Consider the following 26,084-nt stretch of genomic DNA (forward strand, 5'->3'; position numbering starts at 1 on the left):
CCAACACCATCAACAGACCCAATGTACATTAATCGTTTTTAATACCCATTTTATTTTCACTATCAGCCCTACAGAGGATTACCCATGAAGAAATCAACACTTGTTATTGGCGTCATTGGTGCTGACTGCCATGCGGTAGGCAATAAAGTTCTGGATCGTGTTTTTACTTCCCATGATTTTCACGTCATCAATCTTGGTGTGATGGTGAGCCAGGATGAATATATTGATGCGGCCATCGAAACGGGTGCTGATGCTATTGTCGTTTCATCCATCTACGGCCATGGCGACATCGACTGCCTGGGGCTGCGCGAGCGCTGCATCGAACGCGGTATCGGCGACATTCTGCTTTTTGTTGGCGGTAACCTGGTCGTGGGTAAGCACGATTTCGCCGATGTCGAAGCCAAATTCAAAGAGATGGGTTTCAACCGCGTGTTCGCTCCGAGCCACGACCTGGAGGACGTCTGTCAGCTGATGGCGAACGATATACAACAGCGTCAGCGCGTTGAAGAGCTCTGTCTTGAAGAGGGCTTCTGATGCAAATCGTCTCAGTCGACATTGGCTCGACGTGGACCAAAGCCGCACTCTTCACGCCGGAGGGTGATGCGCTAACGTTGGTCAACCACGTTCTGACCCCGACGACGACCCACTATCTGGCGGAGGGTTTCTTTACCAGCCTGAACCAGGTGCTAAACGTTGCCGATGCGCGACCGTTGCTGAACAGCGGGGACGTTACGCTGAAATACTCGTCGTCGGCAAAAGGCGGGCTCGCCGTTGCCGCAATGGGTCTGGTGCCGTCAATAACCCTGGAATCAGCCAAAGTCACCGCCCATTCAGCGGGTGCCAAAATCGCCCAGTACTACTCGTACAAACTGAACCGTCACGATATCCAGGCGCTGGAGGACTCCCCGCCGGACATTCTGCTGTTCACGGGCGGTACGGACGGCGGCGAAGAGAGCTACGGACTGGCCAATGCCCGCGCGCTGGCTGCATCAACGCTGGACTGCGCCATTATTTACGCCGGAAATCGCGATATTCAGGACGACGTGCAGGCCATTCTTGGCCACAAAGATCTGATCGTGGTCGACAACGTTTTGCCTGACCTCGATCACCCGAATCCGTATGCCGCCCGCAAGGCTATCTGCGATGTCTTTCTCTCCCGCATCGTGAAGGGGAAAGGGCTGGACGTTATCGTCGGGGAAACCGGCGAAGAGCCGATGCCTACGCCGTGGACCGTCTACGAGCTGGTGAAAGCGATAAGCGACATCGACAGCGCGTGGAAAGAATTCATGCTGATCGACATGGGCGGAGCCACCACCGACGTCTATTCCGCCAGCGCCAACATGCTCTCCCCGGATACCGTCCTGCACGGCGTGCCTGAGCCGTTTGTGAAACGCACCGTAGAGGGCGACCTCGGCATGCGCGTCTCGGCGGTGGTGGTTGGCGAGAGTACGCAGGAACTGGTGAACGCGGTGTTCGCCCACCAGCCTCAGCGCAGGGAAGCGTTCTATGGCTATCTGCGCCATCTGGTCGCGCATCCGGACTACCTCCCTGCTACCGAAGAAGAAAAGCATTTCGACACGCTGCTGGCCGGGCTGTGCGTGGGGTACGCCAGCGAGCGCCATGCCGGCACCAAAAAACAGGTCTGTACCTGCGTAGGCAACGTCGATTTGCAGATGGGGCGCGATCTGACCACCGTGCGCAAAGTGGTGGGTTCCGGGGGATGGCTCTCCCGCGCCAGCCAGTTCGATATTCACCGCTGGCTGAAGTACCGCGAGCTGGACGACAGCAGCAGACGCGTTCTTTTACCCGGGCAGTTTGACTATTACCGCGATGCAAAAGGGCTGCTTCCTCTGCTGGCGAACGTCGCCAGGCTGGACCCGCAGGCGGCGGCTCGCACCAGTATTCAATGTTTAACCCTATAAAACCTAAGGCAGCAACGAATGGAACTTCGAAATAAAAAGCTAACCCATGACGAATTCATGACTGAGCGGCAACAGGTCTTGCAGACCTGGCAAACCGGCAAGGACGTTGAGAACTTCGAAGATGGCGTGAAGTACCAGCAAACCATTCCTGAGCAAAAACGCTTTTCTCACGCCCTACTGAAGGCGGACCAGGAAGGTAAAACCCTGAGCCAGCCGCGCGCAGGCGTAGCGCTGATGGATGAACATATCGCCCTGCTCAAAACGCTGCAGGAAGATTGCGATTTGCTGCCCAGCACCATCGATGCCTACACCCGTCTGAATCGCTATGAAGAGGCGGCGGTAGGGATCCAAAAATCCATCGAAGCGGGCACCTCCAAACTTAACGGCTTACCGGTCGTCAACCACGGCGTCGCCGCCTGCCGCCGCATGACTGAAGCGCTGGAGAAACCGATTCAGGTACGTCACGGCACGCCGGATGCGCGCCTGCTGGCGGAGATCGCGATGGCCAGCGGCTTTACCAGCTATGAAGGCGGCGGTATCTCCTACAACATTCCGTACGCCAAGCGCGTCACTCTGGAAAAATCTATCCGCGACTGGCAGTACTGCGACCGCCTGATGGGCCTGTACGAGGAGAACGGCATTCGCATTAACCGTGAACCGTTTGGCCCGCTGACCGGCACCCTGATCCCGCCGTTTGTATCCCATTCGGTGGCGATTATCGAAGGTCTGCTGGCGCTGGAACAGGGCGTGAAGTCAATTACCGTCGGCTACGGCCAGGTCGGTAGCCTGACGCAGGATATCGCCGCGATTCAGGCTCTGCGCGAGCTGTCCCACGAATATTTCCATAACCACGGCTTTGACGATTACGAGCTGAGTACCGTCTTCCACCAGTGGATGGGCGGCTTCCCGGAAGATGAGTCGAAAGCGTTTGCCATTATCTCCTGGGGCGCAGCGGTTGCCGGTATGTCCGGGGCGACCAAAGTGATCACCAAGAGCCCGCACGAAGCGTTCGGCATTCCGACCGCCGCCGCAAATGCCCAGGGGCTGAAGGCCTCGCGTCAGATGCTCAACATGGTCAGCGATCAGAAATTCCCGCCGTGCGCCGCCGTCGAGCAGGAAGTCGAGCTCATTAAGAGCGAAGTCCGCGCCGTGCTGAAGAAAGTCTTCGAGCTGGGCAACGGCGATGTCGCGCGCGGGACGGTGCTGGCGTTTGAAGCGGGCGTGCTGGACGTACCGTTCGCCCCTGCCTCCTGCAACGCGGGCAAAATTCTGCCGGTGCGTGATAACGCCGGTGCCATTCGCGTGCTGGAAGCCGGTGCGGTTCCGCTGCCGAAAGATATCCTCGCCCTGCATCACGATTACGTCGCCGAGCGCGCGCGTTTTGAAGGCCGTAAGCCCTCATTCCAGATGGTTGTTGATGACATCAACGCGGTATCCCACAGTAAATTAATAGGAAGACCATAATGAAAATTAAGCAGGCCCTTTTCACCGCAGGCTACTCCTCGTTCTATTTCGACGATCAGCAGGCCATCAAAAACGGCGCCGGTCATGACGGGTTTATCTATACCGGCAATCCGGTAACGCCTGGATTTACGTCCGTTCGTCAGGCGGGTGAATGCGTATCCGTACAGCTGATTCTGGAAAACGGCGCGGTGGCGGTGGGCGATTGTGCAGCGGTGCAATATTCAGGGGCAGGCGGTCGTGATCCGCTGTTCCTGGCTGAACACTTCATTCCGTTCCTCAACGATCACATCAAGCCGCTGCTGGAAGGCCGTGACGTTGACCGGTTCCTGACGAATGCCCGTTTCTTTGACGAACTGCGTATAGACGGCCATCTGCTGCATACCGCCGTACGCTATGGTCTGTCGCAGGCGCTGCTCGACGCGGCGGCACTGGCGACCGGCCGCCTGAAAACGGAAGTCGTGTGTGATGAATGGCAGCTGCCGTGCGTTCCGGAGGCCATTCCGTTATTTGGTCAGAGCGGCGACGACCGCTATATCGCCGTCGACAAGATGATCCTCAAAGGCGTTGACGTACTGCCACACGCGCTTATCAACAACGTGGAAGAGAAGCTGGGCCTGAAAGGGGAAAAACTGCGGGAGTATGTGCGCTGGTTATCCGACCGCATCCTGAGCCTGCGCACCAGCCCGCGCTATCGCCCGACGCTGCACATTGACGTGTACGGCACCATCGGTCTGATTTTCGATATGGATCCGGTACGTTGCGCCGCCTATATCGCCAGCCTCGAAAAAGAGGCCCAGGGCCTGCCGCTGTACATTGAAGGGCCGGTGGATGCGGGTAACAAGCCGGATCAGATCCGCCTGCTGACCGCCATCACCCACGAGCTGATGCGTCTGGGTTCCGGCGTGAAAATCGTTGCCGATGAGTGGTGTAACACCTATCAGGACATTGTGGACTTCACCGATGCGGGCAGTTGCCACATGGTGCAGATTAAAACCCCGGACCTGGGCGGTATTCACAACATCGTTGATGCGGTGCTGTATTGCAACAAGCACGGCATGGAAGCCTATCAGGGCGGTACCTGTAACGAAACGGAAATCAGCGCCCGCACCTGCGTGCACGTGGCCCTCGCCGCTCGCCCGATGCGCATGCTGATCAAACCGGGCATGGGCTTCGATGAAGGTCTTAACATCGTGTTTAACGAAATGAACCGCACCATCGCACTGTTGCAGACTAAGGATTAAAAGATGGCACGTACATTTAAGATCTTATCGCCAACGGCTATCCTGGGCTATGGCTTCCCGGAAGAGAGCTTTCGGAAGGCCATGGAAGCGTCGCCGGATCTTATTGCGGTCGACGCAGGCTCTTCCGACCCTGGCCCCCACTACCTGGGGGCAGGTAAGCCTTTCACCGACCGGGCGGGGGTAAAACGCGATCTGCGCTATATGATCGTGGCTGGCGTTAAGCACAACATTCCGGTGGTGATCGGTACCGCCGGTGGGTCCGGCGCCGCGCCGCATCTGGAGTGGTGCCGACAGATAATCCTCGAGATTGCTCAGGAAGAGAAGCTCTCGTTCTCTATGGCGCTGATCCCGTCGGATGTCGATAAAGCTACCGTGCATCAGGCGCTGGATAACGGGAAAATCACCGCCCTGGATTTCGTCCCGGAACTGACCCACGAGGCTATCGAAGAGAGCACCTATATCGTGGCGCAGATGGGTATCGAGCCTTTCCAGCGGGCGCTGGCGGCCGGGGCGCAGGTGGTGCTGGGCGGACGGGCGTACGATCCGGCCTGCTTTGCCGCGCTGCCCATCATGCAGGGCTTCGATGAAGGTCTGGCGCTGCACTGCGGTAAGATCCTCGAGTGCGCGGCGATTGCCGCTACGCCGGGGTCCGGCTCCGACTGCGCGATGGGCATCATTGACGATAACGGCTTTACGCTGAAAACGTTTAATCCGAAGCGTAAATTCACCGAAACGTCGGCGGCGGCGCACACCCTGTACGAGAAATCTGACCCGTACTTCCTGCCGGGGCCGGGCGGCGTTCTGAACCTGAAAGGGTGCAGCTTCAAAGCGGTCAACGAGGGCGAAGTGTACGTCAGCGGTTCCCGCCACGAAGAAACGCCGTACGCGCTGAAGCTGGAAGGCGCCCGCCGGGTCGGCTTCCGCTGCCTGACCATTGCCGGTACGCGCGACCCGATCATGATTGCCGGGATCGATAATATCCTAGAAGAAGTGCAGGTCAGCGTGAAGCGCAACCTCTCGCTGAATGACGACAGCATCCGCATGACGTTCCACCTGTACGGAAAGAATGGCGTGATGGGCAACCATGAGCCGATGCAGTCCGCCGGGCACGAACTGGGTATTTTGCTGGACGTAGTGGCCCCCACCCAGGATATCGCCAACAGCGTCTGTTCGCTGGTGCGCTCTACCCTGCTGCACTACGGCTATGAAAACCGGATCGCAACAGCGGGCAACCTCGCGTTCCCGTTCTCCCCTTCCGACATTCAGAGCGGCCCGGTGTATGAGTTCTCAATCTACCACCTGATCGAAGCGAGCGACGCGCTGCGTTTTGATTTCCACCTCGAGCAGGTCACGCCAGAAGGAGTTCAGTTATGAAAAAGGGTATTTGCTCACTGGCGCAGGTCATTCGTTCTAAAAACGCCGGACCGTATGAGCTGGTTCTGGATATTTTATTTAAAACGCGTGAAGACTATCAGCGGGTAAAAGCCTCGGAGCAATTAACGCCGCAGCTTATTGCCCGTTTATATAATGTTAAGCCTGACTTTATTCATCGCATTATCTGGTTCGATCCGGCCAATGCGGTCAAAATCGTCATGCCTCGCGATATTATCTCCGGCAACGTCGGTGATAATGATGTCTATGGTGCCCAGCAGCATGCACCGTTATTAAGTATCGAGTTTGATCTGTAACACTACAAATACAACAACGTCCATTGGGATATAGATATTTGCTGTATCACTGTATTCCAGATAATTCATGCGGTTGGTCACAACAAACGTGCGTCCGAGCGGTTCATCAGGGCTCAGGCGCACGCGACCCTACACATTAACCAACCTTTATCCGATGGAGTAAACATGAAAAAAATAAGCTTAACGAAAATGATCATATTAGGTTTGATACTCGGCATGATTGCCGGGGTGGTCATTAATAATATGGCATCAGCAGATACAGCAAAAACGTACGCACAGGATATCTCTATTTTCACTACCATATTCTTACGCATGGTGAAAATGATTATCGCCCCGCTGGTCATTTCCACCCTGGTGGTCGGTATAGCCAAAATGGGTGATGCTAAAACGCTTGGCCGTATATTCTCCAAAACCTTTTTCCTCTTTATTTGCGCCTCGCTGCTGTCCATCGCCCTGGGGCTGGTTATCGTCAACATCTTCCAGCCTGGCGCAGGCATTAACTTTGTTCCCCATGACGCCGGGGCCGTTGCGGCCGTTCAGTCCGAGCCGTTCACGCTGAAAGTGTTTATCTCTCACGCGGTACCGACCAGCATCGTTGATGCGATGGCCCGCAACGAGATTCTGCAAATCGTGGTGTTCTCGATTTTCCTCGGCTGCAGCCTGGCAGCCATTGGTGAGAAAGCCGACCCCATCATTAAGGTGCTCGACTCTCTGGTGCATGTGATGCTGAAGCTGACGGGTTACGTCATGCTGTTTGCCCCGCTGACCGTATTTGCCGCGATCTCCGGACTGATTGCCGAACGCGGCCTGGGCGTGATGGTCAGCGCCGGTATTTTCATGGGTGAGTTCTACATGACGCTCGGCCTGCTGTGGGCGATTCTGATTGGCCTGTCCACGATGATTGTCGGTCCGTGCATCAGTCGTCTGACTAAAGCGATTCTCGAACCTGCGCTGCTGGCCTTTACGACCTCAAGTTCAGAAGCGGCTTTCCCGGGCACGCTGAACAAACTGGAAAAATTCGGCGTCTCCTCCAGGATTGCCAGCTTTGTCCTGCCCATCGGCTACTCCTTTAACCTGGTCGGCTCAATGGCCTACTGCTCGTTTGCGACCGTGTTTATCGCCCAGGCGTGCAACATCGAACTGAGCATTGGCGAGCAGATCACCATGCTGCTGATCCTGATGCTGACCTCTAAAGGGATGGCGGGCGTGCCGCGCGCATCGATGGTGGTTATTGCCGCCACGCTCAACCAGTTCAACATTCCGGAAGCGGGTCTGATTCTGCTGATGGGCGTCGATCCGTTCCTCGACATGGGCCGTTCCGCCACCAACGTGATGAGTAACGCAATGGGTGCCGCTATCGTCGGTCGCTGGGAAGGCGAGCACTTCGGCGCCGGCTGCCGCGGCAAGGTTCCGGCCAAAGAAAGCACTGCTTCAGAAACTGAAATCGCCATGTATTGATTACAAAGGCCAACCGTGGTTGGCCTTTCGTCTTCCGATGTACAGGAAAGCCCCATGAAGATAAACATTTTCGGCGTCAGCCTTTTATCCGTCAGCCTGATGTTTAGCGCTGCCACGCTGGCGCAAACCGCGCCGGACTATGCGCAGCTGCTTGAACAGGCTCACCAAAAATTCAAAGGTAATCATGAGGGGAAGGTCGCCGACTACATCCCTGCCCTGGCGACCTATAGCCCCGACAATTTCGCCATCACCCTCGCCACGGTCGACGGCAAGATTTACCAGGTTGGCGACGTGAAAAAAGCGTTTCCAATGGAGTCGCTGAGCAAGGTTTTCACCCTGGCGCTGGCGATGGAGCAGCGCGGTCCGCAGGAGGTGCTGGATAAACTCGGCGCCAGTGCGACCGGTCTGCCCTTCAACTCCGGTTTAGCCATTGAACTGAACAAAGGTGCGCCGGAAAACCCGCTGGTGAATGCGGGGGCGATGAGCACGGTTAGCCTGATTGAGGCGAAAGATAAGACCGACCGCTGGAACACGATCCTCAATAACCTGAACGCGTGGGCCGATGCCTCGCTAACCGTCAACGAGCCGGTGTTCAAATCGGAAATGGAGACCAATCAGCATAACCAGGCGCTGGCGATGCTGATGGCCTCCTACAACAGCTTTTATGGCGATACCCGTGAAGCCGTCGAAATCTACACCCGCCAGTGTTCCGTAGACATCACCGTTGAGCAGCTCGCCAAAATGGGCGCGGTGCTGGCGAACAAGGGCAAATCGCCTTTCAACGGTAAGCAACTGCTGAATGAACGCTACGTGCCGCAGGTTCTGGCGGAAATGGCGATTGCCGGGCTGTACGACGGCAGCGGCAAATGGCTGTACACCGTTGGGATCCCGGCGAAGAGCGGCGTCGGCGGCGGCATGGTTGCCATCGTGCCCGGTCAATACGCCATCGCGGTCTACTCGCCACCGCTGGATGCCGCCGGGAATAGCGTCCGCGCCCAGCAGACGATTGCGTATGTTGCCGGGGCGACGCAGGCCAGCCTCTTTTTAGCCCATTGACTGTGATTTTGTCAGCCGGGCGCGGCAGCTGCGCCAGCGCCCGGCAAAAACAACCACAAAGTGAGAAGTACTATGTCTAAACCATTTGTCTGGCAGGAACTGTTTGTTCAGAGTAACGATACGACGGAATATGAACTCCTCAGCACACAGCACGTTACGGTGACGGAGCTTGAGGGCGAAGAGGTCATTAAGGTGGCGCCTGAGGCATTGACCCTGTTGGCCCAGCAGGCCTTTTATGAAGCCTCATTTTTCCTGCGCGCCGGACATTTAACGCAGATAGCCAGCATCCTGCACGACCCGCAGGCCAGCAGTAACGATAAGTATGTCGCCCTGCAGCTGCTGCGCAACGCCGAAGTGTCGGCAAAAGGCGTCCTGCCAAACTGTCAGGATACCGGCACGGCCACCGTTGTGGCGAGCAAAGGCCAGCACGTCTGGACCGGCGGTGATGATGCCGAAGCGCTGAGCAAAGGGATTTATACCACCTTTAGCGAGTGTAACCTGCGCTACTCGCAAAACGCACCGCTGGACATGTATACCGAGGTTAATACCCAAACCAACCTGCCGGCGCAGATAGACATCAGCGCGACGCCGGGGAGCGAATATCGCTTCCTGTTTGTCAATAAAGGCGGCGGATCGGCTAACAAAGCCGCGCTGTTCCAGGAAACGAAATCGATTCTGCAGCCGGAGAAGCTCACCGCGTTCCTGATCGAGAAGATGAAGTCGCTCGGTACCGCGGCCTGTCCACCGTATCACATTGCCTTTGTGGTCGGCGGCCTCTCTGCCGACCAGGCGCTGAAGGTGGCGAAGCTGGCCTCAACAAAATATTATGACAACCTGCCCACCAGCGGGAACGAGCTGGGCCAGGCGTTCCGCGATATGGAGCTGGAATCCACGCTGCTCAACGCCAGCCGCGAATTCGGCATCGGTGCCCAGTTTGGCGGCAAGTATTTCGCGCACGATATTCGCGTCATCCGCCTGCCGCGTCACGGCGGTTCCTGCCCTGTCGCCATGGCGCTCTCCTGCTCCGCCGACCGAAATATCAAAGCGAAAATCAACAAGCACGGTATCTGGCTGGAGAAGCTGGAACATAACCCAGGGAAATATATCCCCGACGCCAGCCGTGAGGAACACGACGCCCGAACCGTACAGATCAACCTGAACCGCCCGCTGCGCGAGATCCTGCGCGATATGTCTGCCCTGCCGATCGGCACCCGGCTGTCGTTAAGCGGCCCTATCGTGGTCGCACGCGATATTGTTCACGCAAAAATCAAAGCCCGGCTGGATAACGGCGAGCCGATGCCGGAGTACATGAAAAACCATATCGTCTATTACGCCGGTCCGGCGAAAACACCGGAGAATCAGGCCTGCGGCTCCCTCGGTCCGACCACCGGCGGGCGCATGGACGGCTACGTCGATGCTTTCCAGGCCGCGGGCGGAAGCCTGATCATGCTTTCCAAGGGCAACCGCAGCCAGCAGGTTACCGATGCCTGCCATAAGCACGGCGGCTTCAACCTCGGCAGCATCGGCGGTGCGGCGGCGCTGCTGGCGCAGCAGTATGTGAAAAGCCTGCGCTGCCTTGAGTATCCCGAACTGGGCATGGAGGCGGTATGGATGATGGAGGTCGAGAATCTGCCCGCCTTTGTGCTGGTTGACGACAAAGGGAATAATTTCTTCAGCCAGTTTGAGCAGCAGCATCGCTGTGCATCCTGCCCTGCGGGACATTAAGGAGCCACTATGGAAGCGCGAGCTAACGCAGAAAAACACCGCCAACGACAGCAAAAGCGCAAAGAGCAGGTTGATATCCGCGTGGCGGCGGCAACAGAGAAGAAAGGCATTCTGATCGTCTTCACCGGCAACGGAAAAGGCAAGTCCACCGCCGCCTTCGGTACGGCGACGCGTGCCGTCGGCCACGGTAAAACCGTTGGCGTCGCGCAGTTTATTAAAGGCCAGTGGGATAATGGTGAATACAACACCCTGCATCCGCTCGGCGTCGAGTTTCACATTATGGGCACCGGCTTTACCTGGGAGACACAAAACCGGGAGACGGATATTCAGGCCGCAGCGGCGGTGTGGCAGGAGAGCAAGCGCATGCTGGCTGACCCGAGCTACGACCTGGTGGTTCTGGATGAGCTCACCTATATGCTGGCTTATCACTATCTGGATACTCAGGAGGTGATCGCGGCAGTTGAGAACCGTCCGGTGCAGCAGACCGTAATCGTCACCGGACGCGGCTGTCACTCGCAGTTACTGGCGCTTGCCGACACGGTCAGCGAAATGCGCCCGGTAAAACACGCATTTGACAGCGGTATTCAGGCGCAGGAGGGCATTGACTGGTAAGCATGTCGGTACCGGATGGCGCGCCGCACTGCCGCCATCCGGTGTTATTACGCGGCCGGCGATACCACTGATTTTTGTAATAGCCACTCGCGGAAGGTTTGTAACGGCAGGGACTGAGCCTTTTCCTCCCGCCACGTCATGATGAAGCGGTTGCCGGTGCGGATAGGAACATCACAGGGGATCACCATCTCGCCGCAGTCCAGGTCATGCTGGATGGCGAAGCGGGGAAGCAGCGCGACCCCAAGATTCGATCGTACTGCGGCAATCAGCATCGAGAGGAGGTCAAAACGCGGGCCAAGATTCACGTCCGGACTGGTGATACCGGACAGCGCAAACCACTCCTGCCAGCCATTGATGCGAGTGCTTTGGTGTAACAGCGGAAACTCACTGAGCAGCTCCTCAACCCCCAGCTTCTGCTCCGCGCTGGGGAGCAAGCTTCGGCTGCAGACCGGCAGGATCTCCTCTTCAAATAAATAATCGACTTCCGACCACGGGGGACAAAAATCGGCACGCATAATAGCTGCATCGTATTCGCGATTTAAAAAATCGCCGATATTGGCCAGCGAGTGAATGTTAACAATAATATCAGGATTTAATTTATTAAACTCCCATAAATTAGGGATCAGCCAATGCGTACTGAAGGTGGGATTTACCGCCAGCTCCACAACCTGAACGGCAGGCTGCCAGGACATTATCATATTTGTATCGCGTTCCAGCTTATTAAGCGTCTCTTTGACGATATTCAAATAATGCTTGCCTGCTGCATTCAGAAAAATCCGCTTTTTGGCATGATTGAATAATGAGGTGTGTAAAAACTCCTCCAGGGCCGTCACCTGTCTGAACACTGCACTCTGCGTTAACGCCAGCTCTTCTGCCGCGCGGGTATAGCTTTCGTGACGCGCCACAACTTCGAACGTCACCAGCAACTCGCTCTTGGGGATTTTTCCTCTCATCATGTCTTCCATTCATGGTGGGTAACAGTAATTTTTTGAAGCGAATAAACCCTGCTTCAGAACGATACCGCCATTATATTTTAGTTATGCTCTGTCGGCAGTGATCCACACCATGATTTAATCAGTTTTGCGCGTCAGGCCAAACTACTTGCAGAAAATGAAATGAAACATGAAAGATTATTAAGAACCTGTTCTCTTTTGTGCCTCGTGTAATGGAGACAGCGTCTTATTATATGAAAAATCATATGGCCATTAAAAACAGGAATAGCATAGGGCTGGACGTTAAAAAATATAAAACAAAACGTTGTGCTAAAAATAGAGCAGGGTTCTGTGTACGTCTTTTGATCAGCGGCGCACCCGCGTGACGGATGCCAGAGCACCGTTCCAGCGCCTCTTCAGCACGCAAGCAGCAACCGGCTCAAAACAAAAAACCCAGATCGCATAACGATCTGGGTTCCGAATTTGGCGGAAGCGTAGAGATTCGAACTCTAGAACCCTTTCGGGTCGCCGGTTTTCAAGACCGGTGCCTTCAACCGCTCGGCCACGCTTCCAAAGTGAGGCGCACTATAAACATCTATTAGCGCCTTGTAAAGCAGGAATTTTTCTATTTTTTGCCACCGGCGTTTGACTGCGCAAAAATCACCCAGGCGCTTACCGCGCATCGGTCTCTGCTCCCTTGTACATACCGTTACACAGCAACGCTCATCCTTTTAAATCGCTCTGGTATAGAATGCCACAAAAATAGACGGCCATTTGTTGTGTAATTGTTATAAATCTGAGTACCGACAGATTTTAGAAATTACTGCCATGCAGTGTTACTGGTTGATGATGAAAATCAAAAATACGCTTTGCTTACATATCCTGATGGCGACCCTGGCCATTTTGTTCCTGTGTGTTCACCCGCTGGTGACGAGCTTCGATCCGCCCCTCACGTTCCAGCCGCTGATTAAATCAATGGAGGGCACGCCGAAAGAACAAGCGGAAAAAATTGCGACTATTTCCCATGCCTTACAAGGTAATGCGATTTTCTTCATTGGTGCGTCTGAGGTTGCCACCTCAGAAGATGAACATTACGCTGTATATAATTACTTTAATAAGCAATTGCACACACCCGTTGTGGCGTATGGCGATGCGTTTGTCGATGACGAAACGCAGTTTTTACTGTTCTCGCGTTTTAAAAATAGCCTTAACGCAAACAGTAAAGTTGTTTTACTTCTGGCACCTGACAGCTTTTACTCAAAAGGGCTGCCACCGGCTATCTATGCCGATAATTTCCCCGGTTCTATTTTTAATCCGCTGATGAAAGACCCGCAGGCGCGCCCGCTGCTGGTTAATTATTTAAAGCATATTAATAGTAAAGAGATAAGCCATTTAACCTTTGGCCAAATGCGCGTCTTTGGCTGGCACCCCGATCTGATGTGGGACGAGCTGAGCTTCCAGTTTGCGAACGTCTGCACAATGATAAAAAACGACTGGCTGGCGCTGCTCAACGTCACGCCCCAGACGGTACAACCGTGGCCGCAGCAGCCCACCGCCCACATTACCCCTGACTGGGATAAAGAGCTGGCGAACGCGCGCGAGTTAAATAAAAAACGCCAGCAGAGCGCGGCCACGCTGTGGATGGACAAAACGATTTACGAAGAGGACGGTAAGCCGCAACAGTGGGATGACACGCCGGTCGTGCCTGCGCAAATCGCCGCGTTCAGTAAAACCGTCCAGCTGCTGAAGGAACGTCACGTGCAGGTAATTGCTATCGTCGACCCGGTTAACCCCTGGGCGCTTTACAATACCGATACCTTCCGCCCGGTTGATAAGCAAATTAAAACCATTCTGGAAAAGAACCAGATCCCTTATTTAGATATGTACGCCATGCCTTATCAGAATGGCTGGAACTGGGATCGTTTGCACCCTTCCGAACTGGCCTGGGTTCCTATGATTCGCTTTATTGCACAGAGCTTTAAATAATGAAAATCGTGATCCGTCTTTTTTTCCTTTATCTCCTGCTGGCGATCACTATCGTCGCGTGGACCTCTGTCGATGACAGCATGAGTATGCAGCTGCATTTTGAATATCAAAAGTTCTGAGGCCGAATGATGTATAGCTCAGGAATGTTTTTTGTCTATTTGTTTTCATCCGCTCTGGTGTTTGCGCTGGTCAATCGCGTATTACGTCATCGCCTGACTTATTTATCGGCCTTATCTGTCCTGGCTGCATTAGGCTGGGGCTATATTTTTCAGGGTGATTACCGTGTTCCCGCGGTCGTTTTTATCAGTTTTTACCTTGTCGCCGCGTTAAAAGAAAAAGGATGGTTAAAAACCTGGCAAGCTATTGTATTAACGCTGCTTCCTTTATTTTTAGTGAAATTACACGTTAATCATCATCTCGGCATGATCGGCCTCTCTTTTATGACGTTCCGCGCAGTGGACGTGCTGCTCTATCGCAGTAAAAAAGAAGGCCAGAATTTCCTGCACTATTTCTGCTATCTGTTTATGCCCTTTATCATCCTGGCAGGCCCCATGTACCGCTGGCGGACATGGATGAGTGACGTCAGCAAGCCCGTGTTTGCCCTTAACCGTGAACAGTTTTTAGTCGCGTTAGAGCAAATCATTACCGGCATTATCCAGAAGTTCCTGTTTGCCATGCTGGTTGATTCACTTGTCGTGCAGCCGTGGAGCCATAAGCCGTTTACGCTGACCGTGGGCGTGGTGATGTCGATTGCCTATAGCGCCTACCTCTACTTTGATTTTGCGGGCTACAGCAATATGGCCATCGGTGCGGGCCGCCTGTTTGGATTGAACATTCCGGCAAACTTCAATATGCCCCTTCTGGCAAAGAACCCGCAGGACTTCTGGCGCCGCTTCCACATCAGTTTGTCTGAATGGCTGCGCGATGTGGTCTTTATGCCCGTCTATATGAACCTGATGAAGTTCAACTTTTTCCGTCAGAACAAAACGCTGGCGCAAAATATCGGTATTTTTTGCACCCTGTTCTGCATGGGGGCATGGAATGGCCTGGAACGCCATTACGTCATCAGCGGCGCGCTGTTTGGCGCGATTTCCGTTACTCATAACATGCTGCTGTGGTCAGCCAAGCGCAGCCCGGCATTGCACCGCGGTTTGCAGTATCCGGCCGTTGCGTTTTTAGGGAGAATTCTGACGCTGGGAAGCGCCGCGGGATCCCTTTACATCTTTAGTGGAATGTCACCTCTATGAAAAATCACTCCGATCTTCAGGAACTGCAGGATTTCTTACGTGCGGCATTATGCGATCCCGCCTCCCCGCAGCAACTGGCCATCAGCGGCAGCGACGAAGCCTTAAGCTGGCTACAGCTTTCTGCTGCCGTGACGGACTGGGCACAGCGCTATCAGCGTTGCCAGCCTGTTGCCGGTACGCCGGTCGTCTTGTACGGACACCAGCAGGCCGAGTTCGCCGTGGCGATTTATAGCTGTCTGCTGCACAACATTCCGTACATCCCGGTGGACTGCATCTACCCACAGGAGCGCCTGCGGGAGATCTGCCATCTGGCCAATGCCCCTTACTATTACGACGTCGCGACCCGGCAGTTCATCGCCACGGGTGAACCAGGCAAGGTGCTGGAGGAGCAGGATCTGGCCTATATCATGTTTACCTCAGGCAGCACCGGCAAGCCTAAAGGGGTGCAGATTGGGCGTGAAAGCGTATGGCACTTCATGAAATGGGTCAGTCAGGACTTTTCGCTGCCGGAAAAACCGGTGCTGATGAACCACGCGGTGTTCAGTTTTGACCTCTCCCTGATCCCTTTGCTGGCGAATCTGGCGATGGGCGGACACATTGTGCTGAACGCCAAAGAGGATATTCAGAAAGAGAACTGGCTGGAGCGACTGAAAAGCAACGCGGTCTCCGCCTGGGTTTCTACCCCCTCTTTTGCATACCAGCAGCTGCTTTCCCCGCAGTTCAACAGCGAGTATTTGCCTGCGCTCAACGTCTTTATCTTCATTGGTGAAGTGTTAAATAAGGCGCTGGTTAAACAGCTCCGCCGCCGTTTCCCGCAGGCCAAAATCATCAACTCCTATGGCCCGACGGAAGCGACCATCGCAACAACTGTCGTTGAAATCACGGATGAGATCCTGAACAGCGACAGCGCCGTGCTGCCGGTGGGGGTCATGATGCCTGAGAGCAGAATGGAAATTTCCTCTGAGGGCGAGCTGATTATCTGGGGTAAAAACGTCATGCGCGGCTACCTCGGCCTGCCGCAGGAGAATGCAGAAAAATTACTCCGTCGGGAAAATGAAGCATTTCGCGGCTACCGGACCGGCGATCTGGGCTATGAAGCGGGGCTTATCTATTGCCAGGGCCGCAACGATAGCCAGGTCAAACTGAATGGCTACCGTATTGAAATCAATGAGATTGAAAACCGCCTTCTGGCCATGTCCGGCATCAATGAAGCGGTGGTTCTGCCGCTGATGAAATCCTGCGGCAGCGTGCTGCGCATTGCCGCGTTCTGCGTGACGGATATGGCGCCGGATACCATCAAAACGTCGCTGTTGAAGGTGGTTCCGCACTATATGGTGCCTTCGCAAATTATCGTAAAAGACGCTTTGCCGCTGAATCCTAACGGCAAAATTGACCGCAAGCTGCTGGACGCTTACGCCCGCACAAATTAATGACTCCAGGAAAAATTATGGAACAAGAAATTCTCGCCCTGTTCGAAAAAGTGTTATCCCGTAAGGTGGGCTTTCACGATGAACTGATTGAATCCGACATTCTCGACTCCATCCTGGCAGTCGATATGGTGCTGGAAGTGCAGGACGTTTATGGCTGCATGATCCCGCCAACTGACGTGGCGACGGTGCTGAAAACCCCGGCGGACCTGGCCCGCTATATTGAAGAAAACCGTTAACCCGGAAGGCTCTGGAGGCATGCTCCAGAGCCTGTTTCATTTATGCTGTCCAGATTACCTGCAAGCCACCTACCGCCGTCCTGCCTTACTCCCGATACAAAAAGTTATCAACAGCGCCATAATTGATACGTGCTTAACTTTTTGTCCAGGAATTCAGTATGCCGCCACGTACCGCCAGCGATCTCTATTCAGAAATGAAAAATATGTCCGTGGAAGAGCGGATCCGCTTTTTCTCTCTTTCGCTGGCGAAAATGCACAGCGAACTGCAGGAGAGCATCAGCCAGATAGAGTCGATGAAGCAGGCGCTGGAAGAGAGTGAAGAGTACCATCGTCAGCTGGTTGAAACCGCGCAGGATGCGGTGATAACCATCGATCATGCCGGTAACGTTGTGAACTGGAACCAGGCGGCATAGCGCATGTTTGGCTGGTCAGCGGAGGAAGCGATAGGCAACAGTCTTGGCAAGATGATCGTGCCGGAAGCGTTTCGCGAGCAGCACGCACGTGGCCTGATGCGCTTTAAGGCCGGACAACCGTCGAATATTCTCAACCGCACTATCGAGATTGCTGCGCTGCATCGCACCAAAGGCGAGTTTCCTATTGAGCTCTCGATATGGCCGCATCAGCAGGCGGGTAAGCAAATATTTTCAGCCTTTATTCGCGATATTACCGATCGCAAACAGCGTGAACATATTGCCTGGCTGCACGCTAACTTTGATGCCCTGACGGGGTTACCGAACCGGAGATTATTGGTTAACCGTCTGGAACTGGCGATCGCCCAGGCTATCGCTCACGATAAAGAAGTGGCGCTGCTGTTTATCGACCTCGACCGGTTTAAACCGGTGAACGATCTGCATGGTCATGCCGTTGGCGACGAGCTGCTGCGGCTGGTGGCATTTCGTCTGCAAAGCGTACTGCGCGAAGGCGACACGGTTGCCCGACTCGGTGGCGATGAGTTTGTCGCCCTGCTCCCCGATTTAACGACCGATGATGCCTTACCTACACACACGGCGGAAAAGATCAGCGCCGCGCTGGCACAGTCATTTTTGATTAACGAGCAGGTGATTTCCATCTCAGGCAGCATTGGTATTGCACGCTTTCCGCATGATGCGTGTGATGCCGATACGTTGCTCAATAGCGCAGACAAGGCGATGTATACCCGCAAGCGGGTTACGCCGGGAGAACGATGATGGAGCTGGCGCTTTGGATGCCTTTAACAGAAATGAAACCGACTGCTTTTACTATTTCTCCTACACTTTAGGAGTACTGTCGGTACGGGAAACAGAAAAAAGCCAACTTAATTAAGGCATTAATGATTCGCTGTGCGCTCAGCCGGGGATCATTTTGCCTTTAACAGAGGAGTCTGCGGTATGGCATTCGTAACCACGAAAGACGGCGTCAACATTTACTACAAAGACTGGGGTCCCAAAGAGGCCCAACCGATTGTTTTCCACCACGGCTGGCCGCTAAGTGCCGATGACTGGGATAACCAGATGCTCTTCTTCCTTGCAGAAGGCTATCGCGTTATCGCTATCGATCGCCGTGGTCATGGGCGTTCGGACCAGGTGAGTGAAGGCCACGATATGGATCATTATGCGGCCGATGCGTCAGCCGTGGTTGAAAGCCTGGATCTGCGTAATGCCGTGCACGTCGGTCACTCCACCGGCGGCGGCCAGGTCGCCCGCTATGTTGCGCGGTATGGCCAACCGCAGGGGCGCGTCGCCAAAGCGGTGCTCGTCAGCGCCGTTCCCCCTCTGATGGTAAAAACCGAAACTAACCCCGGCGGCACGCCCATTGAGGTTTTCGACGGCTTCCGCAAAGCGCTGGCGGCTAACCGCGCCCAGTTTTACCTCGACGTTGCCAGCGGTCCTTTCTACGGCTTTAATCGCGATGGCGCGGACGTTTCACAGGGCACGATCCAGAACTGGTGGCGTCAGGGGATGATCGGGAGCGCTAAGGCCCACTACGAGGGGATTAAGGCGTTTTCAGAGACCGACCAGACGGAAGATTTGAAAACCATCACGGTTCCCGTTCTGGTGTTGCAGGGCGATGACGATCAGGTCGTGCCTTATAAAAATGCTGCCCTGCTGCAGGACAAGCTGCTGGCGAACAGCGTGCTGAAAATTTATCCGGGCTTCCCGCACGGGATGCATACCACTCATGCGGATACCATCAACGCGGACATTCTGGCTTTTATTCGCTCATAACGCCGCGTTTCTTGCCGGGTGGCGCTGCGCTTACCCGGCCTACATTCCGCCACGATATCCCGTTCAATGCATGAACGCCACCCGAGGGTGGCGTTGTTTATTCCGCTTAGCGATTATCCAGCTGGGCGCGAACGTTGTTCAGCCCGGTGGTGTTGATTCGGTAAGGCTGCCCGTTCACGGAACGGATCAGCTTTTTGGTGCGGAGTTTTTTAAAGACGCTGAGCGTACAGTCGCTCAGCACCAGCCCTTCGCGGGTGTAGCACTCAACGGACGTGACGCGGCCAGAACTGTCGCGGACGTGCACAATACGTCCACCTTTGGCGAGAACGTGTAAGGTACGTTGTTCCTGACGGGATAAATTCATACTGGAAAACCTGTGTAATCATCATGCGTAAAAACGAGCCCACACCCGCAGGTGCGTGCGTAAGGTTTAAGCGCAGCGATAACCAGTCCGTCCTGAAAAGGGCGGGAAGCTGATTATCTGATGAAAACATTCTCCAGCATCAAAGCCTCGGTAAGAGATAAAAAGGTATTTACGGGGTGAATGATAACGCCTGTTTTTTACAGGGGAATAGCGGGAAGTTAAAAGTGTGAACGGGATCGGTCCGTAAAATCGTCTTTCGTCAATTTTACTGCCAGACTGAAACCCTTTACTGAACACCGACTGGAGCTCCTCTTATGCCTGATAACTATACCGTGGTTGAAACCGTCCCCACTGCAGAAGCGTTTTGCCGGCTGCGCGAGATCTCGGGTCTTAGCCCTCGCCCGCTGGAAGCGGCACAAAAAGCGCTGCCCGGCAGCTGCTATGGCATGCATATAGTGTTTCAGGGAAAACCGGTCGGTATGGGGCGCATCGTGGGGGATGGTGCGTTGAATTTTGATATTGTCGACGTCGCGGTTGATCCGCTTCATCAGGGGAAAGGGCTGGGCAGAATCATTATGGAAACGCTTGTTGCCTGGCTGGATAACCACGCCTGTAAAGGAGCGTACGTTTGCTTAATGGCCGATGTTCCTGAGCTTTATGCAAAATTTGGTTTTACGCTCGTTCGCCCGGCAAGCGAAGGGATGGCCAGAGTCTGGTGAAGGGCAAATCCGCGTTAAGACAAAAATAAAAACCCCAGGTTAACGAGTAACCTGGGGTTTATATCTGGCGGAAGCGCAGAGATTCGAACTCTGGAACCCTTTCGGGTCGCCGGTTTTCAAGACCGGTGCCTTCAACCGCTCGGCCACACTTCCTAAGTGAGGCGAACTATAAACACCTCACCGCGTGCTGTAAAGAGTGGTGGCACTCGTTCGCTGTAAAAATAGTCAAAACGTGTTTAATCGGTTGAACTGACGACACATCGACGATTTTATCAGCACAGGCTTAGTGTTTTTTGATGTACATGTCTTTCGTGTAATAGTACCCGAGCTTATCCGGCGTAAATCCACCGACCCACGGTTTAACCAGGTGCGTGCGGACATAGTGATAAACCGGAATGGCAGGCACATCGCGCCCCAGTAGATCTTCCGCCTGCTGGTAGTACTTACCCCGCTCTTCCGCTGTTTTGGCTTTTGCAGCATTGAGCAGCGCCTGGTCGTATTCCGGATTGCTGTACTGACTGGTGTTTTCGCTGTCGCCGGTGCGGAAGTTGTTCAGGAACGTCGCCGCGTCGTCGTAGTCGGCAATCCAGGCGTAACGCACCGCATCAAAATTGTGGGTGTGCATGGTATCCAGCATGGTCTTCCACTCCTGATTTTGCAGCTTCGCGTCCACGCCGAGGTTTTTCTTCCACATGGAGCTGGCCGCAATCGCGATGCGCTGGTGCGATTCAGAGGTGTTATAGAGCAGGTTGAAGCTCAGAGGATGGCTGGCATTATATCCGGCCTCGTTCAGCAGCTTTTTCGCCTCCGCGATGCGCTTGTCCAGCGGCCAACTGGCGTAATCCGGGTTCTGGAGCTTAACGCCGCCAATATCCGGCTGGCTGATGAGCCACGCCGGGCGCTGCCCCTGCCCTAATACTTTTCCGGCAATGATGTCTTTATCGAGCGCCATGTTCAGCGCCTTGCGCACGCGCGCGTCGTTGAACGGCGGACGGGTGGTATTGAATTCGTAGTAATAGGTCGCAAGCTGAGGTGAAACGTCCAGCTGGCTGCCCAGGGTTTTCTTGAGCTGGGCAAACTGGTTAATCGGCACCGTGTAGACAATGTCAATTTCGCCCGCTTTATAGCGGTTCACATCTGCGGCCTCGGAGGTGATAGGCAGATACGTCACCTTGTTAATCACGGTATGGTCATTATCCCAGTAGCGCGGGTTGCGCTCCGCCACAATGCGTTCGTTGACCACCCACTGCGACAGCTTATACGCCCCGCTGGTGACGATATGTTCAGGCTTGGTCCACTTGTCGCCAAAGCGGCCAATCAGCACTTTGTCCACCGGCACCAGTGACGGGTGCGCCAGCATGGCCAGGAATGCCGCATTAGGCTGCGTCAAAGTGACTTCCAGCGTGGTGTCGTTTATCGCTTTCACGCCCAGCGTATCGGGGGCTTTTTTCCCCTGCGCAATATCCGCACCATTCACAATGTGCATGTTGCCTGGATAGCTGGCGTACGGAGAAGCGGTTTTAGGATCAACCAGACGCTGCCAGCTCCAGACCACATCTTCCGCGGTGATGGCAGTGCCATCGCTCCAGGTGATGCCCGGACGCAAATGGAACGTCCAGACGGTGTTGTCCTTGTTCTCCCATTTTTCCGCCAGCCGTGGCTGAATGTCCCCCGTCGGGGAGACACTGACCAGCCCATCGAATAAATCGCTGATAATATTGAATTCGACGTCGCTTTCGACTTTATGCGGGTCGAGCGAGGCCGGCTCATTACCGTTGTTCCTGACCAGTTCCTGCTTCTCTGCCAATTGGGTTCCTGCCGGCACGTTAGCCGCCCAGGCAGCCGTGCTGGCGCACAGGATCCCTGCGGTTAACAAAGAGAGTGTAAAGTTCGTGCGTGTTTGTGGTTTCATTTCCTTCGCCTTATTGTCTGTTTTATGACGATCCGGAAATAACTCTTAGCGTTCGAATGGTAATAATGCAATATTTTTCAGTAACCTATAAGAGCTTGATCTGGTAAATTGTCGCAAACCGCTGTTCATACTGGTGAAACGCACTTCTGCAGAAGAAATAACCACCTCCAGCGCTAACGTGCTGAGTAAAGATGGGTAAAACCACTTTGAGACTGGCGCCCCGTTTCCTATTCTTTCCGCTAATTACATCTGTCATAAGAGAGTGACTCATGGATCGTATAATTACTTCTTCGCGCGACCGCACATCGCTACTCAGTACCCACAAGGTGCTGCGCAATACCTATTTCATGCTTAGCCTGACGCTGGCGTTTTCGGCGATCACCGCCACCGTCAGCACCGTGCTGATGCTGCCGTCTCCGGGGCTGATCCTGACCCTGGTGGGCATGTATGGTCTGATGTTCCTGACCTACAAAACCGCTGACAAACCGGTCGGTATTCTGTCTGCGTTTGCCTTCACTGGCTTCCTGGGCTACATTCTGGGGCCGATGCTGAACGCGTATCTGTCTGCCGGTATGGGCGATCTTATCGGCATGGCGCTGGGCGGTACCGCGCTGGTGTTCTTCTGCTGCTCGGCCTACGTGCTGACCACCCGTAAGGACATGTCCTTCCTCGGCGGTATGCTGATGGCGGGTGTGGTAGTTGTGCTGGTGGGTATGGTGGCAAACATCTTCCTGCAGCTGCCTGCCCTGCATCTGGCGATCAGCGCCGTGTTTATTCTGATTTCTTCTGGCGCGATCCTGTTTGAAACCAGCAACATCATTCGCGGCGGTGAGACGAACTATATCCGCGCCACCGTGAGCCTCTATGTGTCGCTGTACAACATCTTCGTCAGCCTGTTGAGCATCCTGGGCTTCGCCAGTCGCGATTAAGCACAACGGATATGAAAAAGGAGAATGCCCCGGCATTCTCCTTTTTTTATGCCCTACTCACCCCGGCAAATATAGGTCGGATAGCGCCGGTCCTGAATCAGCCACACGGAAGGCGAGAGTTCAGAGATCGTGAGGTAGTAGCGTGCAGTCGGACTGGCAAAGCTCCCCCACTGGGCGTCAGGCGTATTGTCGTTGTGTCGACGCCAGGTTTCGGTGTAGCTCAATACAATGACGTTATCATCGTCCCGCTGCTGCCAGGTAAAGTCCACGTCCCTGTCAACGATCAGATTTTGCCCGTCAGCCCTTGCCGCGCCTTTATAGGTGGTCACTCCGGTACCGTCCCGATGAAAATAGAACTGGGCAACGGTAGTGACCTTCACTTCGCTGGTTTTTCCCTCATTGCGCGTAAAGTTAAATTCGGTGCTACAGGCCAGCACATCCTTTTTAAACACACAGCCGGAATAGTAAAACAGCGCCAGGGCACTGCCGACCAACACACCACCCAGACCAAAGAGAAGTTTTATTTTCATTTTTGGGCCCCGCTTTTATAACGGATGGTTTTACACAGGCTGGATTTACTGACCGGGCAGGCGCCAATGAACACCTCATCTGCGGCGGCAATAGAAAAACGGGCGCTGAAATAATAAATGTCGTACTCCTCACGTTCGCACGCCACGTTATTGGCCGCCAGCTGCGCCGCTAATTTCGATAACACCAGCGGTCTTCCGTGATCGTTGATAATCCAGAGACGACAACGCGCGATTTTCTCCTTAACCGGCATGAGTTTCGCCGGGACGAATATCCCCTGCTGCCGGCTAAAGTAGAAGCTCGCCCCCAATGCAGCAATAATCAATATGGCCGGAATCCCCCACCTTTTCAGGGAAGCGCGCTGAGGCTTTTCCACTTGCGGTGCAGACGGAGGCTGCGGCTCAGCGGGTTGAATACTCTCTCCGGGCTGAAAAATCACATCGGCCTCAAAACGAAACCCATAACGAGGTACGGTTACGATAAATTCGTACCCCTCTCCCAGTGCCTGGAAGCTTTTACGTAATTCGCTCACCGCTTTATTGAGATTATTTCCCGATGGCGTAAAGCCAAACTCCTCCCACACGCGGGTAATCAATTCCTCCCGACTCAGGTCATGCCCTTTGTGTTTAATAAATTCCTGTAAAAGGCGAACGGCGGGTGCCGAAAGCGTTAATACAGATTCCGGTTGTCCAACAAGACTTATTGCATGTGCTTCAGGATCAAATAACAACGAATTATTGCATATAAAAAACATCTTTTATTCTCGGCTGTTACCGCATGCTTTTTAATCCCTGGTACATCGACATGAAAACCCTCTCCTGACTTGCTTATTTTCTCATCAGAAGGAATTTTCTCCCCATCCCTGGTCGCGGTATTTTCGCTTAACTATACAACCTTAAAGCCAGAAAATCAGGATAAAAAACTGTATATAACGAGTTAATTAATACAAATTTTCACAAACCGCTGTTCTGGTTAAAGTTTCCCTGCCCTGAAGCGATACGAAAGCAGACGGTGTCCTGGTGTTAACGCGCCGCCTTTAAACTCAGAGCAGGCAGACTTGATTGTGAAACAGAAAAAAAGAGTGAGCGTCACAACCGCCCTTTATGTCGCCGCGCTGTCACTGCCATTTTTCCCGGAAATGGCACTGGCCAATATGAGCGTGTATCCCATGGAACTTAACGTAGATAAGTCCGGTGCGGCGCAAATTAAGGTGGCGTCAAAAACGGATGATATTCAGTTCATTCGGGTGAGGCAAAAGAAAATTCTTAATCCCGGCACGGCCCTGGAAAAAGAAATTGATGTGGCGTCGTGGAAAGAGGGTGGCGTTGTTGTCACGCCGGAAAAATTCGCCCTTGCGGCAGGCGCAATGCGCGTGGTTCGCCTGGTATCGCTTACGCCCCCGGAAAAAGAGACGACCTGGCGCGTCTATTTTGAAGGGGTCAAGCAGCCTGACAGCATTATTGCGGGCAAAGCAGAAAGCCCTGCTGCGACGGCAAGGCTGGGCGTAAATGTGATCTGGGGTGCCCTGATCCATCTCGCACCGAAAAAAAGCGTGGTTGCGCTGTCAATTGACCCTCAGAGGGGAACGTTAAAAAACAGCGGCACGTTGCGCGTGCCGCTCAGAGAGATCGGTATTTGTGATGCGGATTCGTCGTGCAGATGGATTAAAGAAGACGCGACGATTTATCCGGACACCGAACGGAAATTAAAAACGCTCGCGAAGGTACAAGGCCAGAAATATAAATTCCGCTACTTCAACTGGCTGAATAAAACCGCTGAAGAAGCTGATTTACCCGTCGTGCAATAACACGACGTTACCGTAAAGACCCAAAGGGTTTGTTTAAAGAGCCAGGGTGCTCATTTGTAAATATGGAGATATCAATGCGTAAGTATTTTAAACCTCTGATGATTGTTGCCGCGATGACCACGTCCGTTAGCGCGCTGGCGATTCAAAAAGATATTACCGTCAACGCCAGCGTTGATTCACAGCTGGATATGACCCAGGCCGATAACACGCCGCTGCCGGCAAGCATCGATATGCAGTACCTGCCTGGCCGTGGCCTGGAAAGCTACCGCCTGAATACCAAGGTGTGGTCTAACTCCGCGACCAGCAACGTAAAAGTCCGTCTGGTTAGCGCCGCGAAGCTGGCGAATGCTGACGGTGCTGAGACCATCCCAATGACGGTGATTCTGGGTGATAAAACCCTCTCTACCGCAGATGTGGAATATACAGGCGCCGAACTGTTCCCGGGGAGCATTGAAAACGGTTCAGCGGTACTGCCGCTGACCATTTCCCAGACCACCAAAGGCATTCTGAAAACCGGTCAGTACAGCGGCGTTGTCAGCCTGATGCTGACGCAGGCGACGACCACGGAAGGCGGTGCGTAACACCACTGCACCTAAGGAATAACGTCAGAGGGTGCTCACCCTC

Annotated in this window: 25 protein-coding genes, 2 tRNA genes and 1 pseudogene; 21 read left to right on the forward strand and 7 right to left on the reverse strand. The window is 54.2% G+C overall.

All coding sequences use genetic code 11. The features are described 5' to 3' along the window. Window positions 1-84 precede the first annotated feature (84 nt). The 10 genes from glmS (at window position 85) to cobO (ending at window position 11,166) form a co-directional block, all read left to right on the forward strand. On the forward strand, window positions 85-534 hold the full coding sequence (glmS, locus tag ACDO57_RS09935) for a methylaspartate mutase subunit S (protein ID WP_024907732.1): 450 nt from the start codon (window positions 85-87) through the stop codon (window positions 532-534). Continuing rightward, window positions 534-1,922 carry a methylaspartate mutase accessory protein GlmL gene (glmL, locus tag ACDO57_RS09940; RefSeq protein WP_370883915.1) on the forward strand — a complete coding sequence of 463 codons (1,389 nt, stop codon included), beginning with the start codon at window positions 534-536 and terminating at the stop codon, window positions 1,920-1,922. Before glmS ends, glmL begins: the two co-directional genes overlap by 1 nt. Before the next feature lie 18 nt (window positions 1,923-1,940). After that, window positions 1,941-3,386, forward strand: a complete 1,446-nt coding sequence (locus ACDO57_RS09945; RefSeq protein ID WP_024907734.1) for a methylaspartate mutase subunit E — start codon at window positions 1,941-1,943, stop codon at window positions 3,384-3,386. Next, the gene (locus ACDO57_RS09950) at window positions 3,386-4,627 is read left to right on the forward strand and encodes a methylaspartate ammonia-lyase (RefSeq protein ID WP_024907735.1); all 1,242 of its coding nucleotides are present in this window, start codon (window positions 3,386-3,388) and stop codon (window positions 4,625-4,627) included. The genes ACDO57_RS09945 and ACDO57_RS09950 overlap by 1 nt, the downstream gene beginning before the upstream one ends. A 3-nt stretch (window positions 4,628-4,630) precedes the next feature. Beyond that, on the forward strand, window positions 4,631-6,001 hold the full coding sequence (locus ACDO57_RS09955; protein ID WP_024907736.1) for an acyclic terpene utilization AtuA family protein: 1,371 nt from the start codon (window positions 4,631-4,633) through the stop codon (window positions 5,999-6,001). Beyond that, window positions 5,998-6,315 (forward strand): DUF4387 domain-containing protein, encoded by a 318-nt coding sequence (locus tag ACDO57_RS09960; protein WP_370883916.1) that lies wholly within the window; start codon window positions 5,998-6,000, stop codon window positions 6,313-6,315. The genes ACDO57_RS09955 and ACDO57_RS09960 overlap by 4 nt, the downstream gene beginning before the upstream one ends. Window positions 6,316-6,480: 165 nt before the next feature. Next, the gene (locus ACDO57_RS09965; protein ID WP_024907738.1) at window positions 6,481-7,773 is read left to right on the forward strand and encodes a dicarboxylate/amino acid:cation symporter; all 1,293 of its coding nucleotides are present in this window, start codon (window positions 6,481-6,483) and stop codon (window positions 7,771-7,773) included. A gap of 54 nt (window positions 7,774-7,827) precedes the next feature. Then, complete coding sequence (gene glsA / locus ACDO57_RS09970; RefSeq protein ID WP_370883917.1) at window positions 7,828-8,829, forward strand: glutaminase A; 1,002 nt, start codon at window positions 7,828-7,830, stop codon at window positions 8,827-8,829. Between the two features lie 72 nt (window positions 8,830-8,901). Further along, window positions 8,902-10,554, forward strand: coding sequence for a class I fumarate hydratase (locus ACDO57_RS09975; RefSeq protein ID WP_370883918.1), 1,653 nt, complete (start codon window positions 8,902-8,904; stop codon window positions 10,552-10,554). 9 nt (window positions 10,555-10,563) lie between these two features. Continuing rightward, window positions 10,564-11,166 (forward strand): cob(I)yrinic acid a,c-diamide adenosyltransferase, encoded by a 603-nt coding sequence (cobO, locus tag ACDO57_RS09980; RefSeq protein WP_024907741.1) that lies wholly within the window; start codon window positions 10,564-10,566, stop codon window positions 11,164-11,166. 47 nt (window positions 11,167-11,213) lie between these two features. Here cobO and ACDO57_RS09985 read toward each other — a convergent pair whose 3' ends face one another. Beyond that, window positions 11,214-12,119, reverse strand: coding sequence for a LysR substrate-binding domain-containing protein (locus tag ACDO57_RS09985; protein ID WP_048989940.1), 906 nt, complete (start codon window positions 12,117-12,119; stop codon window positions 11,214-11,216). Between the two features lie 463 nt (window positions 12,120-12,582). Then, window positions 12,583-12,670 (reverse strand) — tRNA-Ser (locus tag ACDO57_RS09990). Window positions 12,671-12,947: 277 nt separating this feature from the next. Here ACDO57_RS09990 and ACDO57_RS09995 point away from each other — a divergent pair. From ACDO57_RS09995 to ACDO57_RS10025, 7 genes and pseudogenes are all read left to right on the forward strand, one after another. Further along, on the forward strand, window positions 12,948-14,084 hold the full coding sequence (locus ACDO57_RS09995; protein ID WP_061715613.1) for a D-alanyl-lipoteichoic acid biosynthesis protein DltD: 1,137 nt from the start codon (window positions 12,948-12,950) through the stop codon (window positions 14,082-14,084). Window positions 14,085-14,212: 128 nt separating this feature from the next. Further along, a complete protein-coding gene (locus ACDO57_RS10000; RefSeq protein ID WP_024907744.1) occupies window positions 14,213-15,331 on the forward strand; it encodes an MBOAT family O-acyltransferase in 1,119 nt (372 codons plus the stop codon). Continuing rightward, entirely contained in the window at window positions 15,328-16,761 is a 1,434-nt protein-coding gene (locus tag ACDO57_RS10005; RefSeq protein ID WP_370883919.1) for an AMP-binding protein, read from the forward strand. The genes ACDO57_RS10000 and ACDO57_RS10005 overlap by 4 nt, the downstream gene beginning before the upstream one ends. 17 nt (window positions 16,762-16,778) lie before the next feature. Next, on the forward strand, window positions 16,779-16,997 hold the full coding sequence (locus tag ACDO57_RS10010; RefSeq protein WP_008499867.1) for an acyl carrier protein: 219 nt from the start codon (window positions 16,779-16,781) through the stop codon (window positions 16,995-16,997). Window positions 16,998-17,290: 293 nt separating this feature from the next. After that, window positions 17,291-17,671, forward strand: a pseudogene (locus tag ACDO57_RS10015) (PAS domain S-box protein); the annotation flags it as partial. A 24-nt stretch (window positions 17,672-17,695) separates the two neighbouring features. Then, the gene (locus ACDO57_RS10020; RefSeq protein WP_370884127.1) at window positions 17,696-18,184 is read left to right on the forward strand and encodes a diguanylate cyclase domain-containing protein; all 489 of its coding nucleotides are present in this window, start codon (window positions 17,696-17,698) and stop codon (window positions 18,182-18,184) included. 180 nt (window positions 18,185-18,364) lie between these two features. Further along, window positions 18,365-19,201, forward strand: coding sequence for an alpha/beta fold hydrolase (locus ACDO57_RS10025; RefSeq protein WP_024907746.1), 837 nt, complete (start codon window positions 18,365-18,367; stop codon window positions 19,199-19,201). Between the two features lie 106 nt (window positions 19,202-19,307). Here ACDO57_RS10025 and ACDO57_RS10030 read toward each other — a convergent pair whose 3' ends face one another. Beyond that, window positions 19,308-19,565, reverse strand: coding sequence for a YjhX family toxin (locus tag ACDO57_RS10030; RefSeq protein ID WP_021240841.1), 258 nt, complete (start codon window positions 19,563-19,565; stop codon window positions 19,308-19,310). Window positions 19,566-19,879: 314 nt separating this feature from the next. On the opposite strand from ACDO57_RS10030, the gene ACDO57_RS10035 reads away from it, so the two are divergent. Next, window positions 19,880-20,284 carry a GNAT family N-acetyltransferase gene (locus ACDO57_RS10035; RefSeq protein WP_024907748.1) on the forward strand — a complete coding sequence of 135 codons (405 nt, stop codon included), beginning with the start codon at window positions 19,880-19,882 and terminating at the stop codon, window positions 20,282-20,284. 65 nt (window positions 20,285-20,349) lie between these two features. On the opposite strand, the gene ACDO57_RS10040 is transcribed toward ACDO57_RS10035, so the two are convergent. Beyond that, window positions 20,350-20,437, reverse strand: a tRNA-Ser gene (locus tag ACDO57_RS10040). 130 nt (window positions 20,438-20,567) lie between these two features. After that, window positions 20,568-22,196, reverse strand: coding sequence for an ABC transporter substrate-binding protein (locus ACDO57_RS10045; RefSeq protein WP_248273065.1), 1,629 nt, complete (start codon window positions 22,194-22,196; stop codon window positions 20,568-20,570). A gap of 269 nt (window positions 22,197-22,465) precedes the next feature. Between ACDO57_RS10045 and yccA the strand changes: the two genes are divergently transcribed. Further along, window positions 22,466-23,125 carry an FtsH protease modulator YccA gene (gene yccA, locus ACDO57_RS10050; RefSeq protein WP_061715617.1) on the forward strand — a complete coding sequence of 220 codons (660 nt, stop codon included), beginning with the start codon at window positions 22,466-22,468 and terminating at the stop codon, window positions 23,123-23,125. A 53-nt stretch (window positions 23,126-23,178) separates the two neighbouring features. On the opposite strand, the gene ACDO57_RS10055 is transcribed toward yccA, so the two are convergent. Beyond that, complete coding sequence (locus tag ACDO57_RS10055) at window positions 23,179-23,655, reverse strand: hypothetical protein (protein WP_370883920.1); 477 nt, start codon at window positions 23,653-23,655, stop codon at window positions 23,179-23,181. After that, window positions 23,652-24,407 (reverse strand): winged helix-turn-helix domain-containing protein, encoded by a 756-nt coding sequence (locus tag ACDO57_RS10060; RefSeq protein ID WP_048991044.1) that lies wholly within the window; start codon window positions 24,405-24,407, stop codon window positions 23,652-23,654. Before ACDO57_RS10060 ends, ACDO57_RS10055 begins: the two co-directional genes overlap by 4 nt. A gap of 309 nt (window positions 24,408-24,716) precedes the next feature. On the opposite strand from ACDO57_RS10060, the gene ACDO57_RS10065 reads away from it, so the two are divergent. Further along, a complete protein-coding gene (locus ACDO57_RS10065; protein WP_248273068.1) occupies window positions 24,717-25,460 on the forward strand; it encodes a fimbrial protein in 744 nt (247 codons plus the stop codon). A gap of 74 nt (window positions 25,461-25,534) precedes the next feature. Then, complete coding sequence (locus ACDO57_RS10070; RefSeq protein WP_061715619.1) at window positions 25,535-26,041, forward strand: CS1 type fimbrial major subunit; 507 nt, start codon at window positions 25,535-25,537, stop codon at window positions 26,039-26,041. Window positions 26,042-26,084 lie beyond the last annotated feature (43 nt).

This window comes from Enterobacter cloacae complex sp. 2015409 (genome assembly GCF_041365315.1).
GTDB lineage: Bacteria > Pseudomonadota > Gammaproteobacteria > Enterobacterales > Enterobacteriaceae > Enterobacter > Enterobacter pseudoroggenkampii.

Coding starts and splice junctions, on each gene's coding strand:
- glsA (WP_370883917.1), top strand. CDS start 7,828: ATGAAGATAAACATTTTCGGCGTCAGCCTTTTATCCGTCAGCCTGATG.
- ACDO57_RS10060 (WP_048991044.1), bottom strand. CDS start 24,407: ATGTTTTTTATATGCAATAATTCGTTGTTATTTGATCCTGAAGCACAT.
- cobO (WP_024907741.1), top strand. CDS start 10,564: ATGGAAGCGCGAGCTAACGCAGAAAAACACCGCCAACGACAGCAAAAG.
- ACDO57_RS09975 (WP_370883918.1), top strand. CDS start 8,902: ATGTCTAAACCATTTGTCTGGCAGGAACTGTTTGTTCAGAGTAACGAT.
- ACDO57_RS10005 (WP_370883919.1), top strand. CDS start 15,328: ATGAAAAATCACTCCGATCTTCAGGAACTGCAGGATTTCTTACGTGCG.
- ACDO57_RS10070 (WP_061715619.1), top strand. CDS start 25,535: ATGCGTAAGTATTTTAAACCTCTGATGATTGTTGCCGCGATGACCACG.
- ACDO57_RS10045 (WP_248273065.1), bottom strand. CDS start 22,196: ATGAAACCACAAACACGCACGAACTTTACACTCTCTTTGTTAACCGCA.
- ACDO57_RS09995 (WP_061715613.1), top strand. CDS start 12,948: ATGAAAATCAAAAATACGCTTTGCTTACATATCCTGATGGCGACCCTG.
- ACDO57_RS09945 (WP_024907734.1), top strand. CDS start 1,941: ATGGAACTTCGAAATAAAAAGCTAACCCATGACGAATTCATGACTGAG.
- ACDO57_RS09985 (WP_048989940.1), bottom strand. CDS start 12,119: ATGAGAGGAAAAATCCCCAAGAGCGAGTTGCTGGTGACGTTCGAAGTT.
- ACDO57_RS09965 (WP_024907738.1), top strand. CDS start 6,481: ATGAAAAAAATAAGCTTAACGAAAATGATCATATTAGGTTTGATACTC.
- ACDO57_RS10000 (WP_024907744.1), top strand. CDS start 14,213: ATGTATAGCTCAGGAATGTTTTTTGTCTATTTGTTTTCATCCGCTCTG.
- glmL (WP_370883915.1), top strand. CDS start 534: ATGCAAATCGTCTCAGTCGACATTGGCTCGACGTGGACCAAAGCCGCA.
- yccA (WP_061715617.1), top strand. CDS start 22,466: ATGGATCGTATAATTACTTCTTCGCGCGACCGCACATCGCTACTCAGT.
- ACDO57_RS10035 (WP_024907748.1), top strand. CDS start 19,880: ATGCCTGATAACTATACCGTGGTTGAAACCGTCCCCACTGCAGAAGCG.
- ACDO57_RS09950 (WP_024907735.1), top strand. CDS start 3,386: ATGAAAATTAAGCAGGCCCTTTTCACCGCAGGCTACTCCTCGTTCTAT.
- ACDO57_RS09955 (WP_024907736.1), top strand. CDS start 4,631: ATGGCACGTACATTTAAGATCTTATCGCCAACGGCTATCCTGGGCTAT.
- ACDO57_RS09960 (WP_370883916.1), top strand. CDS start 5,998: ATGAAAAAGGGTATTTGCTCACTGGCGCAGGTCATTCGTTCTAAAAAC.
- ACDO57_RS10025 (WP_024907746.1), top strand. CDS start 18,365: ATGGCATTCGTAACCACGAAAGACGGCGTCAACATTTACTACAAAGAC.
- ACDO57_RS10010 (WP_008499867.1), top strand. CDS start 16,779: ATGGAACAAGAAATTCTCGCCCTGTTCGAAAAAGTGTTATCCCGTAAG.
- glmS (WP_024907732.1), top strand. CDS start 85: ATGAAGAAATCAACACTTGTTATTGGCGTCATTGGTGCTGACTGCCAT.
- ACDO57_RS10030 (WP_021240841.1), bottom strand. CDS start 19,565: ATGAATTTATCCCGTCAGGAACAACGTACCTTACACGTTCTCGCCAAA.
- ACDO57_RS10055 (WP_370883920.1), bottom strand. CDS start 23,655: ATGAAAATAAAACTTCTCTTTGGTCTGGGTGGTGTGTTGGTCGGCAGT.